The sequence below is a fragment of the Microcoleus vaginatus HSN003 genome (genome assembly GCF_022701255.1).
GTDB classification, from domain to species: domain Bacteria; phylum Cyanobacteriota; class Cyanobacteriia; order Cyanobacteriales; family Microcoleaceae; genus Microcoleus; species Microcoleus vaginatus_B.
In genome coordinates this window covers 5777624-5793427 of record NZ_CP031705.1, presented here as the reverse complement: position 1 = coordinate 5793427, position 15804 = coordinate 5777624, and the positions used below count along the sequence as shown (strand labels likewise).

At 46.7% G+C, this 15804-nt stretch carries 17 protein-coding genes and 1 tRNA gene; 9 read left to right on the top strand and 9 right to left on the bottom strand.

Going from position 1 to position 15804, the window contains the following annotated elements; all coding sequences use genetic code 11:
• Positions 1-282: 282 nt before the first annotated feature.
• The 9 genes from D0A37_RS24980 to D0A37_RS24940 all read right to left on the bottom strand — a co-directional run bounded on the left by D0A37_RS24980 (position 283) and on the right by D0A37_RS24940 (position 10207).
• Positions 283-867 (bottom strand): Uma2 family endonuclease, encoded by a 585-nt coding sequence (locus D0A37_RS24980; RefSeq protein WP_242718524.1) that lies wholly within the window; start codon positions 865-867, stop codon positions 283-285.
• Between the two features lie 85 nt (positions 868-952).
• Positions 953-2149: an LPS export ABC transporter periplasmic protein LptC gene (gene lptC / locus D0A37_RS24975; RefSeq protein WP_242718522.1), complete on the bottom strand. Its 1197-nt coding sequence runs from the start codon at positions 2147-2149 to the stop codon at positions 953-955.
• A gap of 197 nt (positions 2150-2346) precedes the next feature.
• Positions 2347-2952, bottom strand: a complete 606-nt coding sequence (locus D0A37_RS24970) for a LabA-like NYN domain-containing protein (RefSeq protein ID WP_006631885.1) — start codon at positions 2950-2952, stop codon at positions 2347-2349.
• 90 nt (positions 2953-3042) lie between these two features.
• Complete coding sequence (metG, locus tag D0A37_RS24965) at positions 3043-4650, bottom strand: methionine--tRNA ligase (RefSeq protein ID WP_242718520.1); 1608 nt, start codon at positions 4648-4650, stop codon at positions 3043-3045.
• Positions 4651-5636: 986 nt separating this feature from the next.
• Positions 5637-6779, bottom strand: a complete 1143-nt coding sequence (hrcA, locus tag D0A37_RS24960; RefSeq protein WP_445242560.1) for a heat-inducible transcriptional repressor HrcA — start codon at positions 6777-6779, stop codon at positions 5637-5639.
• 203 nt (positions 6780-6982) lie between these two features.
• The gene (locus tag D0A37_RS24955) at positions 6983-7147 is read right to left on the bottom strand and encodes a hypothetical protein (RefSeq protein WP_242718516.1); all 165 of its coding nucleotides are present in this window, start codon (positions 7145-7147) and stop codon (positions 6983-6985) included.
• Between the two features lie 35 nt (positions 7148-7182).
• Entirely contained in the window at positions 7183-8052 is an 870-nt protein-coding gene (locus tag D0A37_RS24950; protein ID WP_242718513.1) for an alpha/beta fold hydrolase, read from the bottom strand.
• Positions 8053-9243: 1191 nt separating this feature from the next.
• A complete protein-coding gene (locus D0A37_RS24945) occupies positions 9244-9969 on the bottom strand; it encodes a hypothetical protein (protein ID WP_006631881.1) in 726 nt (241 codons plus the stop codon).
• 85 nt (positions 9970-10054) lie between these two features.
• Positions 10055-10207 (bottom strand): hypothetical protein, encoded by a 153-nt coding sequence (locus D0A37_RS24940; RefSeq protein WP_242718511.1) that lies wholly within the window; start codon positions 10205-10207, stop codon positions 10055-10057.
• A gap of 278 nt (positions 10208-10485) precedes the next feature.
• Here D0A37_RS24940 and D0A37_RS24935 point away from each other — a divergent pair, with 278 nt between their 5' ends.
• The 9 genes from D0A37_RS24935 (at position 10486) to D0A37_RS24895 (ending at position 15753) form a co-directional block, all read left to right on the top strand.
• A complete protein-coding gene (locus D0A37_RS24935) occupies positions 10486-11037 on the top strand; it encodes a GNAT family N-acetyltransferase (RefSeq protein WP_242725747.1) in 552 nt (183 codons plus the stop codon).
• A gap of 49 nt (positions 11038-11086) precedes the next feature.
• Complete coding sequence (locus D0A37_RS24930) at positions 11087-11269, top strand: hypothetical protein (protein WP_242718509.1); 183 nt, start codon at positions 11087-11089, stop codon at positions 11267-11269.
• A 226-nt stretch (positions 11270-11495) separates the two neighbouring features.
• Positions 11496-11569, top strand: a tRNA-Pro gene (locus tag D0A37_RS24925).
• 152 nt (positions 11570-11721) lie between these two features.
• Positions 11722-12576 carry a Tic22 family protein gene (locus D0A37_RS24920; protein WP_242718508.1) on the top strand — a complete coding sequence of 285 codons (855 nt, stop codon included), beginning with the start codon at positions 11722-11724 and terminating at the stop codon, positions 12574-12576.
• A gap of 161 nt (positions 12577-12737) precedes the next feature.
• Positions 12738-13715 (top strand): peptide chain release factor N(5)-glutamine methyltransferase, encoded by a 978-nt coding sequence (prmC, locus tag D0A37_RS24915; RefSeq protein ID WP_242718506.1) that lies wholly within the window; start codon positions 12738-12740, stop codon positions 13713-13715.
• A gap of 46 nt (positions 13716-13761) precedes the next feature.
• A complete protein-coding gene (locus D0A37_RS24910) occupies positions 13762-14355 on the top strand; it encodes an L-threonylcarbamoyladenylate synthase (RefSeq protein ID WP_242718504.1) in 594 nt (197 codons plus the stop codon).
• A 25-nt stretch (positions 14356-14380) separates the two neighbouring features.
• A complete protein-coding gene (locus D0A37_RS24905; protein ID WP_242718502.1) occupies positions 14381-15316 on the top strand; it encodes a sensor histidine kinase in 936 nt (311 codons plus the stop codon).
• A gap of 9 nt (positions 15317-15325) precedes the next feature.
• Positions 15326-15493 (top strand): hypothetical protein, encoded by a 168-nt coding sequence (locus tag D0A37_RS24900; protein WP_242718500.1) that lies wholly within the window; start codon positions 15326-15328, stop codon positions 15491-15493.
• 95 nt (positions 15494-15588) lie between these two features.
• Positions 15589-15753 carry a hypothetical protein gene (locus D0A37_RS24895; RefSeq protein ID WP_242718498.1) on the top strand — a complete coding sequence of 55 codons (165 nt, stop codon included), beginning with the start codon at positions 15589-15591 and terminating at the stop codon, positions 15751-15753.
• Positions 15754-15804: the final 51 nt, after the last annotated feature.

Here is a 15804-nt window from a genome sequence, read left to right as displayed (position 1 = left end):
ACGATCGGCTTCGATCCGCTCTTGCAGTGTATGCTGCCCGTTGGGATGTGTTGTAGTAAGGAACTTTAGTCATTAGTAACTAAAAGCTTTAATAATAGAGAGAAGTCAATCGATTTTAGATTTTAGATTTTAGATTAAAGAATTGAAGCATTGACCCCACGGATAAATTCGGGGGGCAAGTTTCATCGGATACAGGTTTTTTATTTCTCCACGGATCAATCCGGAGGCTTGTATCCTGGATGCTTTCGGTCAGGAGGGCACACTTAATTGCACAATCAAATTCTATTGAATAGCTTGCCTGAATTCCCGCATTGCGTGAAGGTGATTTTCAATATTGATACACCGCGCCAATAATACAATATCTAAGTCTGGCAGAACTTGAGAGCGATCGACCTCTGCATATCCATCAGCCCCCAACGAATACATACGAAGTGCGCCATTTTCCCAAAACCAAACTTCAGGAATTTCCAGGCGTTTGTAAGCTTCCAACTTGTTAATACCGCCGCGAGTCACCACCACTTTCACCGCCAAATCAGGAAATTCTCGGTTAGCTCCCAATTTATAGGATTTATCAGCTTCTGGCTTCACCAATCCCGATGGACTTTCCAGCGTCATCGAACCAGTAGGCTGATAATCAATTCCCATTTGAAGCAGATAAAGATCTAGTAGAGAACCAATTCGTTCTTTAATGGTTTCATGTTTTTCTCCAGGCCTACGTCTAATCTCCAACACCCCATCTAAAAACGATAATCTCACCCCTGGGCGTGAGAGAAGTTGTTCAACCACCTTAAACTCTCTCCAACTCAGCTCGTCAATTAAGATAGGTTCATCCACCTTTTCTAAAGTTGTTTCTAAAGTTGTTGCCATCCCAACCCCTCCTTACTCAATCTAATCTTCATTAGATCTGCGTTCATCAGCGCTCATCTGCCTACATCAGCGATCGCAATCTCATCTACTGTCCCAAATTTCCCTTATACTCGTCCGGTACAAATTCCGTAACCACTTGACCACCGCCACCGTCGCCTTTGACAATCACAGTTTGATTTTTTAACTCTCCCGCCGCCCTCGGTCCAGTCAAATTAAACACCGGATTTAGTTGCTTGTAAACCACATTTCCTTCCGCGTCGAATGTCTGGTTAGTTAAATACCACGTTACTCGATCGGTATTTAATTGAGCTTGACGTTTTTCCCCAATTGCTATCACATTGCCAGTCAAATAAAAGACTTTTTTCTCTAAATCTCCGCGCCCCGTATCCCCAGTCATCGTCACCTTTTCCACCCGGTGAAAAACCTTCACAGGCCCAGGCGATATCACATATTGCGCGGGAAAATTCCAACTCATCAAACTGCTTTCTATTTGTAGCGGCGGGTCTGATGGCATCAACTGAGCGTTTTGCGTCAGCGTCGCAATCTTGGTTTTTAAGTCTACATCTACTTTGTCGGCAAAACCGCTGTCTGTTACTATTTTATCTTTGTATCTGTCAATTTGAGTTGGTTGGTCGCTGTGTACCTTTTGTTGATCCACAAACCAGACTAAGTGCTCGGTTCGCAATTGCAAAACCGGATCTTTAACATTGGCCACTACAGATCCGAATAACTCCATCCTCTTAGCCCTACTGAAAACCCGCGCTTCCTTCGCTGAAGCAGTTACCTGTTTGTTCTGTCCCGTCAAATTGTTGCGGACAACTAGAACATCTTCTTTCGGCCGCCACTCCAACTCATTTCCCCGCAAGACCACTCCATTTTTTAGGTCGGTAGCGACTATGTTACCTTTGAGAAAAACTTGATTTCCTTCCTGAAATACCTGCCCGGTGTCTCCCTGAATGTCGTAAATCTCTTTGCCGTCCTGAAACAATTTGCCCACAGGTTTCTGAACGTTAACTATCTTTTTGTCTTTGCTGTAAACGGCATTTTGCGAGTTTACTTTCCAGAACGTCTCGCCCTTTTCGTTTGCTTGTTCTAGAGTGACTTTGTTTAAAGTTAAAGTGCTGTTTGACTGTTGAGCAGTTTGGAGATCCTCAGCTAATTTATTCTTTTGAGTCTCTTGCGGAACCGCACAAGCATTAATCCCCAAAATCAGTGCTGCTAAAAATAGCAGCCTCAATTTTGGGGATTTGAGATTTGGAATTGAGGATGTGACATTAATCATTGGGAATTGGGAATTGGTAATCGGTAATTGGTAATCGATAATTGGTAATCGGTAATTGATAATTGGGTATTAAAAAACACTTAATCAAAAATTAAAAATGTCTCATGCTTTGTCTAAATTTTTAACTTCTAATTCTCAATGATTTAACCCATTAACCATCACCTATTAACCCTTACCAATTACCAATTACCAAATCCCTATCTGTCGTCGTGTTCCTCCATCAAGCTTAGACCAGACAAAGGGCGGTAAGCATAATTAGGGCGTGATGTTTTTTGGATGTCGTCCTTAATCATTTCCAAATCGATATAGCGATCGGCTACATTAATCAAACTGTCGCTCGTCATCGATCGCAAACTCACCACCTCAACCCGCACACCGCGATAGCTCACAGCGTCTACAGCATAAGCCAAATCCCCGTCACCGCTGACCAGTACCGCCGTGTCGTAAGACCCCACTAAAGCCATCATATCCACAGCGATTTCTACATCTAAATTCGCCTTCTTAGAACCATCTGGCAACTGTACCAAATCCTTAGAAATCACCCGGTAGCCGTTGCGGCGCATCCACAGCAAAAACCCCTGCTGTTTCTCGTTAGTGCGATCGACACCCGTGTAGAAGAAAGAGCGCAGCAGCCGCGAACCCGCAGTTAAACGGCACAGCAGCTTAGTGTAATCAATCTCAATTCCTAACTGCAAAGCCGCGTAAAAAAGGTTAGACCCATCAATAAATATTGCCACTCGGCCGCGATTTTCTAGAACCTGTTCCGGTGTAAAAAGGTCGTTGCTTTCTATTCTATTCAACATGATTGTTATGCCTCAATTTTTATGAAAGATTGGTAAGGAAATAACTGCTAATTCGTAGTCTGTCATAACACCCAGAGCGCTGGCTGCCAACTATGAAGGTAGTGTTTCCAGCAGTTCGAGCCGCTTAAAAACAGGTTGGGGTTCCCCCAGAGTTTGGTTTGCCGGCAAAGCGCCCCAGGCAGCATGAGCTGCAAAATTCGCTAAACTGTTAACTGTAACTCGATCGTTAAAGTCAATTGAAAAACCTAGCTGCTGATAGATAGCGTTGCTGATATTGGGAATTATCGGCGATAAAAGGTAAGATGCTAGTCTAACAGATTCCAGAACAGAATATAGCACTTGTGCGACACTTTCGATCTGTCCCTGCTTGTACAAACTCCAAGGTGCTTGCACATCAATAAACTTGTTACCGGCTCGAACTAATGCAAGCACGACTTCGCAAGCCTTGCTAAAAGCCAACTCTTCGTAAAAACCCGCTACTTGATCGCCCAAATCCCGGCTCATAGCCTTGAGAATGTTGTCACCGTCAATGTTTTCTCCCAACACATTTGGTACGCAGCCACCACAATATTTGCGAGCCATGTTTAGGGTACGATTAAGCAAATTTCCCAAATCATTTGCTAGCTCAGCATTCAATATATTGATAAACCGAGTTTCGTTAAAATCGCCGTCCTCTCCGAACTCAATTTCTTTGAGGAAATAGTAACGTACTGCATCAGCGCCGTATTTGTTGACCAATTCGACAGGGTTTAAAGTATTACCCTCCGTTTTCCCCATTTTTTTGCCGTCTTTGGTCAAAAACCCGTGTGCGAAGACGCGACCCGGCACCGGTAGATTCGCGGACATCAGCATTGCCGGCCAGTAAACTGCGTGGAAGCGAAGAATATCTTTGCCGATCAAGTGCAAGTCAACCGGCCACCATTTAGATAAAGCATTCTCCAAGATTGGGTCGCTGTCCGGATCTAGCAAGGCGGTGACGTATCCCAGCAAAGCGTCAAACCAGACGTAGATGCTGTGACTGGGGTCAACTGGCATGGGTAGACCCCATTCGAGATTCACTCTAGAAATCGAAAAGTCTTGCAGTCCAGAGTTGACGAAACTGAGCACTTCGTTGCGTCGGCTTTCCGGCGCGATGAAGTCGGGACGTTCTGCGTACAAGGCCAGCAGTTGGTCTTGATACCGCGACAGGCGGAAAAAGTAATTTTCCTCGTCGCGCCACTCAACTTCCTTGCTGGTGTGGACCGAGCACCGATTTCCCGGCAACAATTCCCGTTCATCCTTGAATTCTTCACAGGAGACACAGTACCAGCCTTGTTGCTGGTTCAAGTAGATGTCGCCGGAGTTCCAGACGCGCTGGAAAAATTCTTTGACAATGTACTCGTGGCGCCGCGAAGTTGTGCGGATGAAGCGATCGTAATGGATGTCGAGTTGCTCCCACAGCGCCTCAAACGCCGGAACCACTGAATCGCAGTGAGCTTGGGGCGATCGTCCCAAACTCTCGGCTGTCCGCTGAATTTTCTGCCCGTGTTCGTCGGTCCCCGTCACCAGCAAAACAGATTTACCCCGCAGCCGCTCAAATCTGGCTAGGGCATCGGCTGCCATAGTCGTGTAAGCGCTGCCAACGTGAGGTAAATCGTTTACATAATACAGAGGGGTTGTGATCGCAAAGGTATTTTTAGTTTTATCGGTCGATTTCATTGAATGCTAAAAGAAAATTCCCTAAATTTCGTTTCGATCTTAACTCAGCGGTTAAATTTTTTATGGAGTGGCAATCAAGCCAAATTTACTGCAAGTTATTTGCAATTGTCTAACCCGGGCTATTCCCAAAAGAAATATTGCTTTCATATCAACATTAATCTTTTTTAGTTCTTTTTGACGAACTCTCTAAAATGTCTTAATATTTTGACCTTCTGCTGCCTTGGGAAGCGACGATCGCGGGGTTCGCGTCTCCTCAATTTATTTGTCGCAGCAGCTATGCCTAGAGCGGGCGATCGCCCACCCGGGTGGCAACAAAACTCATCGGTTAGGCTGCTAAACCCGCCATTCGACTAACACTCCGCGACCACTTTCTGTAAATGCGCGATCGCTCGCCATCGCAATCTTTTTCTCCCAATCGCTGGAAAGTCGCTCCCCATAACTCCTACCACTTTCCGAGCCGCTCATGGACGCAGAAACCGGGTTGTTTAGGAAACTCTCTGGTCAAGCGCGAAGCTTTAGTTTCTTACCCGAAAAAGAGTATAAAACCGACATTCCCCACCCTCAACTGTCACTATGGGTTTTTACTTATTTTTATCGAGCAATAAAACTATAAATTCTACTCTTATACCGTAGATTAACGGATAAAAGACTCTTTAAAGGTATAGTTTATTACTTTCAAGATATAGTTTTCTGCGTAATTATGCTGTGTAATATCGTTTCCGGTTGCATCGGAATAATCAAATCGAGTCAACAGTTAACACTCAACCATTCAGTTTTTCGACCCGCCCGTCAACAGTCAACAGTCAACAGTCAACAGTCAACAATCAACAATTCCGGAGGAGTGCAACCGGAATTGATATAACACGCCAGGGTGCGGAATGTGGGATAAAAGCCTAGGCTTTTTGTCACAAAACCCGGTTGATAAAGGTTGCGAGTACGTCCACAGACAATAAAACCCCAAGCCCGTTAAGCTTGGGGATATCACATTAGGGCGCATCTAACAAGGGATGATCCGATCGCCCTCGATCGTTATCAGGAAAACTCACTCGATTTCCGCCAATAGCTTCTGACAAATAATCGGCCGCAGCTTCCACCACCGCGATGGCATTTTCGTAAACCATCCGCGTCGGCCCCAAAACCCCAACACTACCCACCGGCACCGAGCCCCGGCGGTAAGTCGAAGAAATCAGAGTACAGCCACGAATTGGTTCTAAGGAATTTTCCGAGCCAATACGCACCGTTACCCGCTTCCCTGGGGTATCTAACTCAGACGATTCAAAAATCAAAGGCCAAAGCAGTTCCTGCTCTTGTTCGAGCAATTGCACCAGGGTTTGAACTTGCTGCAACTGCGAAAACTCAGGCAAGCGCAGCGCTTCTGCTAAACCGCCGATCAGAATCCGCGTGTAGGTTGGATTGCTTTGGCGGCTGCTCAAAGCAGTCAGCATGGTTCCCATCCACTCAGCGTAGAGTTCAAAGTCCCGGCCTAACTCGCTCCAGTCTACAGCCGAGAGTTCCGAGAGCGATCGTCCCCGCAACTTGCTGTTCAAAAAATTCGACAAAATCTGCAATTCGCGATCGACGATTTCGACATCAGGCGTGTTACCTTCTGCGTCCAAAGGCAACTGCACCAAAACCGATTGAGTTTCATAAGCATCCGTCACCACGATCAGCATCACCTTTCCCGGCTCTAGCTGCACCAATTGCAAGTGGCGCAAGCAAGCCATAGTGGTTTGCGGTATGGTGATCATTGCTATATAACCGCTGATAGTTGCCAGGATTTGAGCCGCGCCACGGAGTGCCGCGTCCATGCGACCATCCGACCAATTGAGTTGGTCTAGTACCTGTTCCACCTTGCGGGCCAGCGTATCAGACGGCTGAATCAACTGGTCTACATAAATTCGGTAGCCGGAGTCAGAGGGGACTCGTCCTGCCGAAGTGTGGGGCTGATAAAGCAGTCCAGCTTTTTCAAGAGTCCCCATCGCATTGCGAATTGTAGCTGGGCTGACGCTGAGGTTGAATTCGTCAGCCAAAGCTTTTGAGCCAACGGGTTCCGCTGTAGCTATGTAGTGGCGAACCGTTGCCCAAAGGATGTGTTGTTGCCGATCGGTGAGGTTAACGCGCACAGATATTTAAGCAGAATTAGAATTTAGAGTTGAAAGCCACTATTTAATCGAAATGTCTGTCCGAAGAGGGCGAGCGGGCAGACTTATCTATTTAAGATAACAGATTTAGGCGAAGGCAGAAGGAACAGGGAAGAAGCAAGAGGTAAGAATGAACAAGGAACAGGGAAGAATGTTTTAAGTTTTAACTTGTAGAGCAACCGCCCTGACGGTTAGGACGTTCTTAATTGCACTTTTCCCATGCGCTCAATTGTTTCTTCCTTCTCTCGTAGATAAGTAAAGCCTTCTTCCTTCTTCCTTCTTCCTTCTTCCTTCTTCCTTCTGCCATAACTTTCAATTTTGGAGCTTCGCTTCCCCGAATCCGAGCTCTGCCCCATGCCCAATTCCTCGGCTTTGCTGTGCCCAATTCCCTTTAAGTGTGTTCTTGCAGAATATTTTGCAAGTAACTAGCCACTGCATCCGGCTGTTCCACCATTGCCAAATGGCCACAATCGGGAAGCTGAAGGACATTCTCGCCACAACCTTGGAACATCCAGTGAAAGCTAGCCAAATGCAGCACGTATTTTGGTTCCATAATTTTGTCTTTAGTACCGGCAATAAAATAAACAGGCTGCTTGAGTTGGGAGACAATTTGTGGCAATAGGTGAATCTCCGCTTCTGTGGTGGAGTCCAACAAAGCCCCCAAAGCTGCCTCTGGATGAGCTCCCACGAAATCTATTAAGCGCTGCCGTCCCCAGGATCTGCCGATCGGGCGGGCTACAGAATCGCGGGCAAACAGATAATCTGCTAACGGCAAGCGAGGCAGCCAGCCGGGACGCATTGTTACTAGCTGCTTGCCGACCCCTCGAAACCGCTCGAATTCTTCCTTAAGATAGATGCCACCTCCTGCATTGATGCAGACCACGCCTTTAACGCGATCAGAAAATTTGCTCGCTCCCCATAGAGCGATCGTACCGCCCAGAGAGTGTCCCACCAGCCAAGCAGAAGATATATCGAGTTTTTCGAGTAAAAGTTCCAAATCGCGAGCGTAAGCTGCGGGAGTGTAGCAGGAATTTAGGGGTTCGGAACATGGGCGATCGTCGCCTACGTCCGATTGAGAATCCCCAAACCCGCGTAAATCATAGGTAAGGCACTGATAGTTTGATGCCAAGCGATCGGTCAAAGGTTGCCAGTAGTGGCGGCTTAACAGCCAGCCGTGGACAAATACCAGAACCGGGGAAGTTGCAGTCGGAGCCGTCAAATCGTAAGCGTGCCGAACCCCTAGGATGTCGATTGTTGCCATACTTTTATCGTACCCGCTCCATAAGACCTATGTAAACCTATGTATAGCCTTTCTCAGAAAGAGAGAGTACGCCGAAACCCTGTGCTCTCAAGCTTTTTCAGTGGAATTGTTTACCTCATCTACCCAAGAATCGCTATAAGTAAGCCAAAAAGACTCAACTTTATCGATTTAGCGCTTACCTCCTGCTGCAACGCGCCGTCTTAAGCGGACGTTACAAGATTTTTGTCCACTGCACGGGCAATATTGGCATAGCTTGCCCTTTTATCCGATCGCCCTAGAATAAATATTCCTTCAAACTCCTATGTTGCACCATTCTCAATTAGCCTTTCATGAACAGGCAAGATGCCTGTTCCACAATAAAATTTATCTTTTGTGCAACAGGCATCTTGCCTGTTGCTGACAATGGTGCAAGATATCAGTTCAAACCCACGTTCTATGTTTTTTGCAGCATTCAAATTTCTGTCTGCTGTATGAGCGCAAGGGGGACATACATCATGGCGATTTTTTAAGGGCATTTTGCGGCAAGAACTTCCCCAACTTTAGCCTATTTGGGAATCGCAAACCCTCGAAATTTCAGTGTCAATTTAGATTAAAAATATTTTGGTAGTCGAGTCCAAAACTAAATTTTTCCCTTCCGCATTTAACTATTGAACCAGCAACACTGTGATAATTTAACAATGCTTTAATTTATTAATTATATAGCTAATGAGCCTTACTTGTACATAGTTTTTAGCGAGATAATACATAATTTTATGGAGGTAATTTTTGCGGATAAGTGCGACTTTTCGGTGTGATGCGAGCTGATTTTACGAACTAAAAATAGTCAGCACTATAGCAATACTCGCATCATTTGTGAATTTCTTACTCCCGAGCGAGCGGGTTCGGGGAGGGTTGGGGTGGGGTAAAAAATTTACTACTCCTGCAAGGATTGCTACATTGCTTGTTAAACTCCCCTATTTGTCTGGCACGTCTTTTCTCTTAGGGCGGTTATTTTGTAGATGAAGTACGCCATCAAACTTAAAAAGCTTGACAACATCGTTTCTGCGTTTCCCATGTTTATGAGAACCGCTATCTAGACTCGTTTGTACGAACAATGTTGCCGATCTTTTTACCCTATCTCACTGGAAAACTTCTGTAAACTAATGTCTACTTATAGAAATCTAGTTATTTAGGGATCATCGGTAGCTTGCGCTAAAATCGCTCGCCCAGCAATCTTTGTCGCACCCCCTCAGCGATTTTCTGCCCCAGATACTCGGGAATTAAACTTTCATTGGGCCCCAACAAGTAGAGAATTAGGCGAGTTCGCCCCCGCCAAACCAGCAAATTAGCATTTACGACCAACAAATCCTCTTGCCAGATGGCATACATAACTTTGTAAAAAAGTCCAGGTTGATTATCTGCTTCAATCAGTAAAGCTGGCAAGTGGAAAACCGGATCGACGTAGAATTCAGTTGCCACATCTTCCAAACCCGCGTCTAAATTAAATTCCACCGCCAACATCTCTTCAACCTCAAAATGTCCCGCCAAGGCCTCTCGAACGGCTCGACAGACGTTTTCTGCTGTTTTATCTGCCAGTACCTTGCCACCGCGAGATACGACCAATTTGATAAATACCAGCATGGGCGGGTAAATTTGACCGTACAGACTCAGACTGTGAATCGTCAGTCCGTAGGCCGCGAGCACTCCAAAAATATCGCTCAATAGAAAAGACTGGTTCCGGTAAGCAAAATGCAGGGCACTTTTGTTACCTTCGGCTCGGATTTCGATGACTGCTTGCCGAGTTTTGTAAAGCTGGTAAGCTAATTTGAGGTTTTGCAACTGGATTTCGCTGCTGACAAATTGCTCATAAAACTGCGGAAACGCTCGGTTAAAGCGCTTGAGAAGTTCTAGTGTAGATGGTTTTAAACCCGAAGCCATAATTGAGGAGAAGGTGCGGGAGATATACTAGGTATTGACTCTCCCATGCCTTATGGCAATGGGATTTTCGATTTGACGATTCGACTTAAATTGTCCCCGTCTTCTCACTAAAAGCAAAAGTCAAATCGGTCGGGGAACTGATCACAAGAATGTCACCGTTGCGCCATTCCAGTGGTATTTCCCACCAAGGGTATAAGTTCCGGCGCGATCGGCGGCACTCAAAAGAAGCAATTCCCAAAATGCCTCTGTCCTGGTTCGGCAACAAATTTTACCTTAAAACCGGGTTGTCCGCGCACTGGCTAGCAGAACAGTTCTACGAAACTTGACGAGAATCAAGAATCAAAAAAGCGCAGACTCAATGTTGGACGACAAATCCCTGTTTTCGGCGTAAGATGAGTGTACCGTAAACTGTTCCTCAAGAGGCTACCGGCAATTGATCCTACACCGATCGGAGTGGGTTTATCTGTCGGGTTCTCTTTCTCGTCGTCCAACTTCTACTACCTTAACCGCGCCTGCATGGGTTTTTGGAAAAACTTATTTAGTAGTTCTGAGTCTGCCTCTGTACCCCAAACAGCGGATTTTGAGGAAGATGTGGCTGTTGGGTTAGGCGATCCGCTTTCCCCAACGTTTCGCAAACCCGCCAGCGGCAACGCTCGCATCTTTTTCAGTTGCGATCGGGACATTGACCTCTACGAACTCGAAGAACTTTGTAATGCAGTGGGTTGGTCTCGCCGTCCCCTGCGTAAAGTCAAAAAAGCTATTGTGCACAGCTTCCTAGTCGTCTCTATGTGGGAGATGCGGGGCAGCCAGCGACGGCTGGTGGGTTTCGCCAGAGCGACTTCAGACCATGCTTTTAATGCCACGCTTTGGGATGTGGTAGTTCATCCTGACTACCAGGGCAAAGGCATGGGCAAGGCGCTGATGAAATACATCATTAAAAAACTCCGCAGTGAAGATATCAGCAACATTACCTTATTTGCTGACCCTCAGGTGGTGGATTTTTACCGCAATTTGGGCTTTATGTCCGATCCAGAGGGGATTAAAGGTATGTTTTGGTATCCAGATTAGCCCAGAGGTGCAGGTCGGCGTTGATTTGTTGAGGATATACAATACAATATTGACGCTGCCAACACCGAATGCACCTGTGCGCTGCGGTCATTTAGGCTGGGATGTATCTCGCCATCAGGGCCGTTATGAAGCTGTGCAAGTATTGTCAGTCGATTTGAGATTTGAGACTGCGGCGAGACGTTCGGCACTCAGTCGAGGCGTCAAGTCGCCCTCAGTCGAAGGCACTATTTGAGATTTGAGATTTATTCCACAGATGAATCTGGGAGCTTGAACTAGGGTCTAAAATTGTGAGCCGATCACGATAGGAGTCAGGGGCTGGTATCGGTTTTTGGGTGGGGTCAAACCGCACAACCTGAAAAAAACTTCGCCTTAGCTGCATCGAAAGTTAAATATTTAATAAAGCTTGACAAGCAAGTGGTTTTGTGCGTTAATGGTTAGAGGTTAGCTAACTATAACACCGGGATGTAGCGCAGCTTGGTAGCGCGCCTGCTTTGGGAGCAGGATGTCGCAGGTTCAAATCCTGTCATCCCGATCGCACAATGTTAAATAATAGATTGAAGCAGAACTGTCTCTGATGTTTACATTTCGTCAAAATGAAAACAAATTGAGGCAGTTTTTGCTGATCGTGCTAAGTCGCCAGTCTTTGCGTTAATGTGTTTCAGGATCGCTCCTGATGGAAAAAACATGAAATCATTAGTTCGTTTGGGCGCAATATTGGGAATTGTCGGCAGCACTCTGCTGGGCCCCTCCCCAATTGGCAAAATGTCTGCACTGGCACTGCCGGAGCCGCAAATTTTGGAAAAATTGCGATCGGTGCCAGTATTTACGATTACAGACGCTCAGGGTGCGCCCTTGATCGCTTCTGTTCCCAAGCAGGGTGAGGGTCAAACTGGTAATGCTTCCGTCGCGGGAATTTTCATCAGCCAGAAAGATGCTCAAGCTTTTGTCGATCAACTGAAAACCAAAAATCCTCAGTTGGCGGCGTCGGTGCGCGTGATGCCGGTGTCGCTGGGGGAAATTTATCAGATCACTCAAGCAAATAAAGGTAAGCCGGAGGAAGTGCAATTTGCTTTTGTTCCGGCTCCGCAGCAGGTGCAGTCGGCTAAAACTGTACTTCAACAGACTGGTCAACAAGTTAACGAGTTCAACGGTGTACCTCTGTTTTTGGCAAGAGGCGGCGCGGAAAATGGTTATTTGACGATTCAGCGGGGCCAGCAAGAGGTGATTCCCTTGTTTTTTAACAAGGAGGATTTACAGGGCATGGTCGATCGTTTTAAGCAGCAGCAGCCGAACGTGACTGCCACAATTAAGATTGAGGTGGTCAACTTGGAGAGCGTTTTGGAAGCTTTGCGTACTGAAAACGACCCGTTTTTGACGCAAATGATTTTGGTTCCCTCGCGGGAATCGCTGGAATTTGTGCGATCGCTCCAACCTGCCGGTGCGGGCCAAAATCCACAGCTTGCTCCGAATCAAACTCGACCGGCTCCAGCCTCTCCGGCTCCAGCTCGGCCGGCTCCAGCTCCGGCTCCAGCTCGCTAATAGTTAGTCAGCAGTCATTAGTCATTAATTATCAGTCATTAATTAGTAGGTTGGGTTTCTCGACTCAGCCTACTAATTACCAATTAGTAATTACTAATTACTAATTACCAGTTAGCAATTGCGAATTACCCCTTAAGAATTACCGATTACTAAAAAGCCTTATGTTTGCTTCTGGTTTAGAGCTTTGGCAGTGGGTGAATCAAGCTAAGGCAGAGGCGATCGATTATGATATTCCTCTAGCAGAAATCGACTGGCTGCTGCAAGAGCTGGCTCGTTTAGATAGGTTGGCTCTGCGTTTGGAGTCGTTTAAAGATTTGCCAAAAATTGAATTAAAGTTGTCTTTATCTGAACTGGCTCAATTGTGGCAGCGGCGCTTACAGGAACGGGTGCCGGTGCAGTATTTAACGGGAGTTGCACATTGGCGGCATTTTTCGCTCAAAGTAACGCCGGCGGTGCTAATTCCGCGCCCTGAAACGGAATTGCTGATCGATTTGGCTGTAGAAGCTGTTAAAAGCCGTTTAGAAGTAGAAAATATCAATCAAAAATCTACCCCCCCCAACCCCTTAGTAAGGGGGGGAGAAGATTTAAACTTCTCCGAGGTTCGGGGGGGAGAATTTGCCAAATCACATTGGGTGGATTTGGGGACGGGCAGCGGGGCGATCGCGATCGGCTTGGCTTCTGCGTTGACCAATGCTACGGTTTATGCGGTAGATTGCAGTTCGGAAGCTTTGGCAGTGGCTCGACTGAATGCTGAGAATTTGGGTTTTGGATCGCGAATTAATTTTTATCAAGGTTTGTGGTGGGAACCGCTAGCTTTTCTCAAAGGTCAAGTCAGCGGCATGGTCTCTAACCCGCCTTACATCCCCAGCAGCACGGTTCTGACCCTGCAACCGGAAGTTTTGAAGCATGAACCTCATCTGGCCTTAGACGGCGGTTTTGACGGGTTAGAGTGCATCCGGCATTTGGTAGAAACGGCTCCCGATTATTTAGAATCGGGGGGAGTTTGGTTGATTGAGATGATGGCGGGACAGGCTGAGGCGGTAGCTGATATGCTGCAAACTCACGGGAGTTATGGCAAAGTTCAGATATTTTCTGATTTAGCAGGAGTCGATCGGTTTGCCTTAGCCTACCGTCTTTAGGTTTCAAGAATATGCCGCAATTCTAAAATCTTAAATCTAAAATGGTATGACACAAGTTTCGATCGATGCCCTAGTTCAAGGGGCAATTTCTGGTAATCATATCGTCAGTTTTCCTACAGATACTGTACCCGCTTTGGCTGCGCGTCCCGATCGCTCCGAGCTGATTTTTGCAGCTAAACGCCGCAGTCAAGACAAACCGCTGATTTTGATGGCAGCATCAGCGAGGGCTTTGTGGCCTTACGTGCAGGGAAGTCCAGCAGAGTTAAAATTGTGGCAGCAAGTAGCCGAATCCTATTGGCCGGGGGCGTTAACTTTGGTGCTGCCGGCTTCGGCAAAAGTTCCGGCGGCTCTCAATCCCATCGATCGAACTACAATCGGAGTACGAGTGCCTAACCTTCCCCTTGCGCTCAAAATTCTAGAGCAGACAGGCCCTTTGGCGACTACCAGCGCTAATTTATCCGGTCAGCCACCTCTGGAGTCGGTGGCAGAAATTGAGGCTGTGTTTCCCGAAGTCTTGACATTAGTGCCTTCTGAATTAGCAACAGCGGCAACAGCTTCGAGTTTGCCTTCCACTGTGGCTAAATGGAGTGGCAGCGATTGGGAAATATTGCGACAAGGCGCGATCGAGTTAGAATGCTAAAAGCTAAACTCCAAGGCAAAGCAATATGGCGCCGATCGGCTGGAGCGAATTTATATATTTAGGTATGGGACTGGGGCTGGGTTTGGGAAGCAGTGTGATTTGGCGCCGGCGGCAAAAAAGCTCGCAACAGCCCGAACCTGCACCCAAAGTGCAGCCACCTCCTCAAGAAATTCACTTAGAGAAGTTTGATGCCCTTTCCGAGCAACTTAAGCAAACTCAATTGGCTTATCAGATGGCATCGGAGATGAGCCAATTTAAGGCGGGTTTTTTGGCTCGAACTTCTCACGAGTTGCGATCGCCCCTGAGCACTATGATTGGTACGCTGCAATTAATTCTCTCGGATTTGTGCGACGATCCTGCTGAGGAGCGAGAGTTTGTCGAGCAAGCTCACGTCGCGGCACTCAAGCTGGTGAAATTGATAGATGAAATTATCTCTGTTGCTAAAACTGAACACGGTACTGACAGGATGGATATTGAGCCGATTCAGTTAGCTAAGGTTTTTGACGAGGTTGATGATTTAACTTACTTGCAGGCTGCTAATCGCGGCATTCGTTTGGAGATATTGCCACCAGATCCGGGGATTTATGTATTGGCAGATTTGCCGAGATTTAGGCAAGTTTTAGTCCATTTGGTAGATACTGCTGTTGCTCAGATGGAGGAGGGGAGTATTTCTGTGTCTGCCCATGCTTCGCCGGAATCTGGATGCGTTCACATTTGGGTGGACGATCAGCGTTCAGTGAGTGGTTGGAGCGAGTCTTGGGATTTGCTGAAGCACGATTTGGAGTGTGATGCTACTAAGAGCAGCGATAATTCTCAGGTGTCTTCTGGAATGAGGTTATTGATGAATCAGACTCTTTTAAGTTTGATGAGCGGAAAGTTAGAGGTTCTGGCTGTGCCTTCTGAGTCCGAAGAGTGCAATTTTAACCGTACTCAGTGTTCTATTCCTTTGGCAACTTTGTGATGAAGGAAGTTGGGCCACGGGCATCTCACTTTTGCACCCAAGCTAGAAATTGGAGATAGGAGTCAGGAGACAGGAGTCAGGAGGAAAGAGCAAGAAGGAAGAAGGAAGGAGCCAGAAGAAGTGTTTTTACAAATATGCGATGCTCCCGTTCAACCACGAGCAATGTACGGGATGTAACTGAGATATTGCACCATTGTAAGCAACAGGCAAGATGCCTGTTGCACAAGAGATGAATTTTCTTGTGCAACAGGCCCGAAAGCGCAACAGGCACGATGCCTGTTCCACAAGAGATTAATTTTCTGGTGGAACAGGCATCTTGCCTGTTCATAAAAGGCTATGGAGAATGGTGCAACATATCAAATGTAACGGAGGTGGGGAAGAAGGCAAAGGATTTAACAGATTTAACGGAGGTGGGGAAGAGGTTCGAGGGAAGATGAAACAAGGAAATTATTCATAGGGAGTAAGGTGCGCCCTTACGCACCCTACAT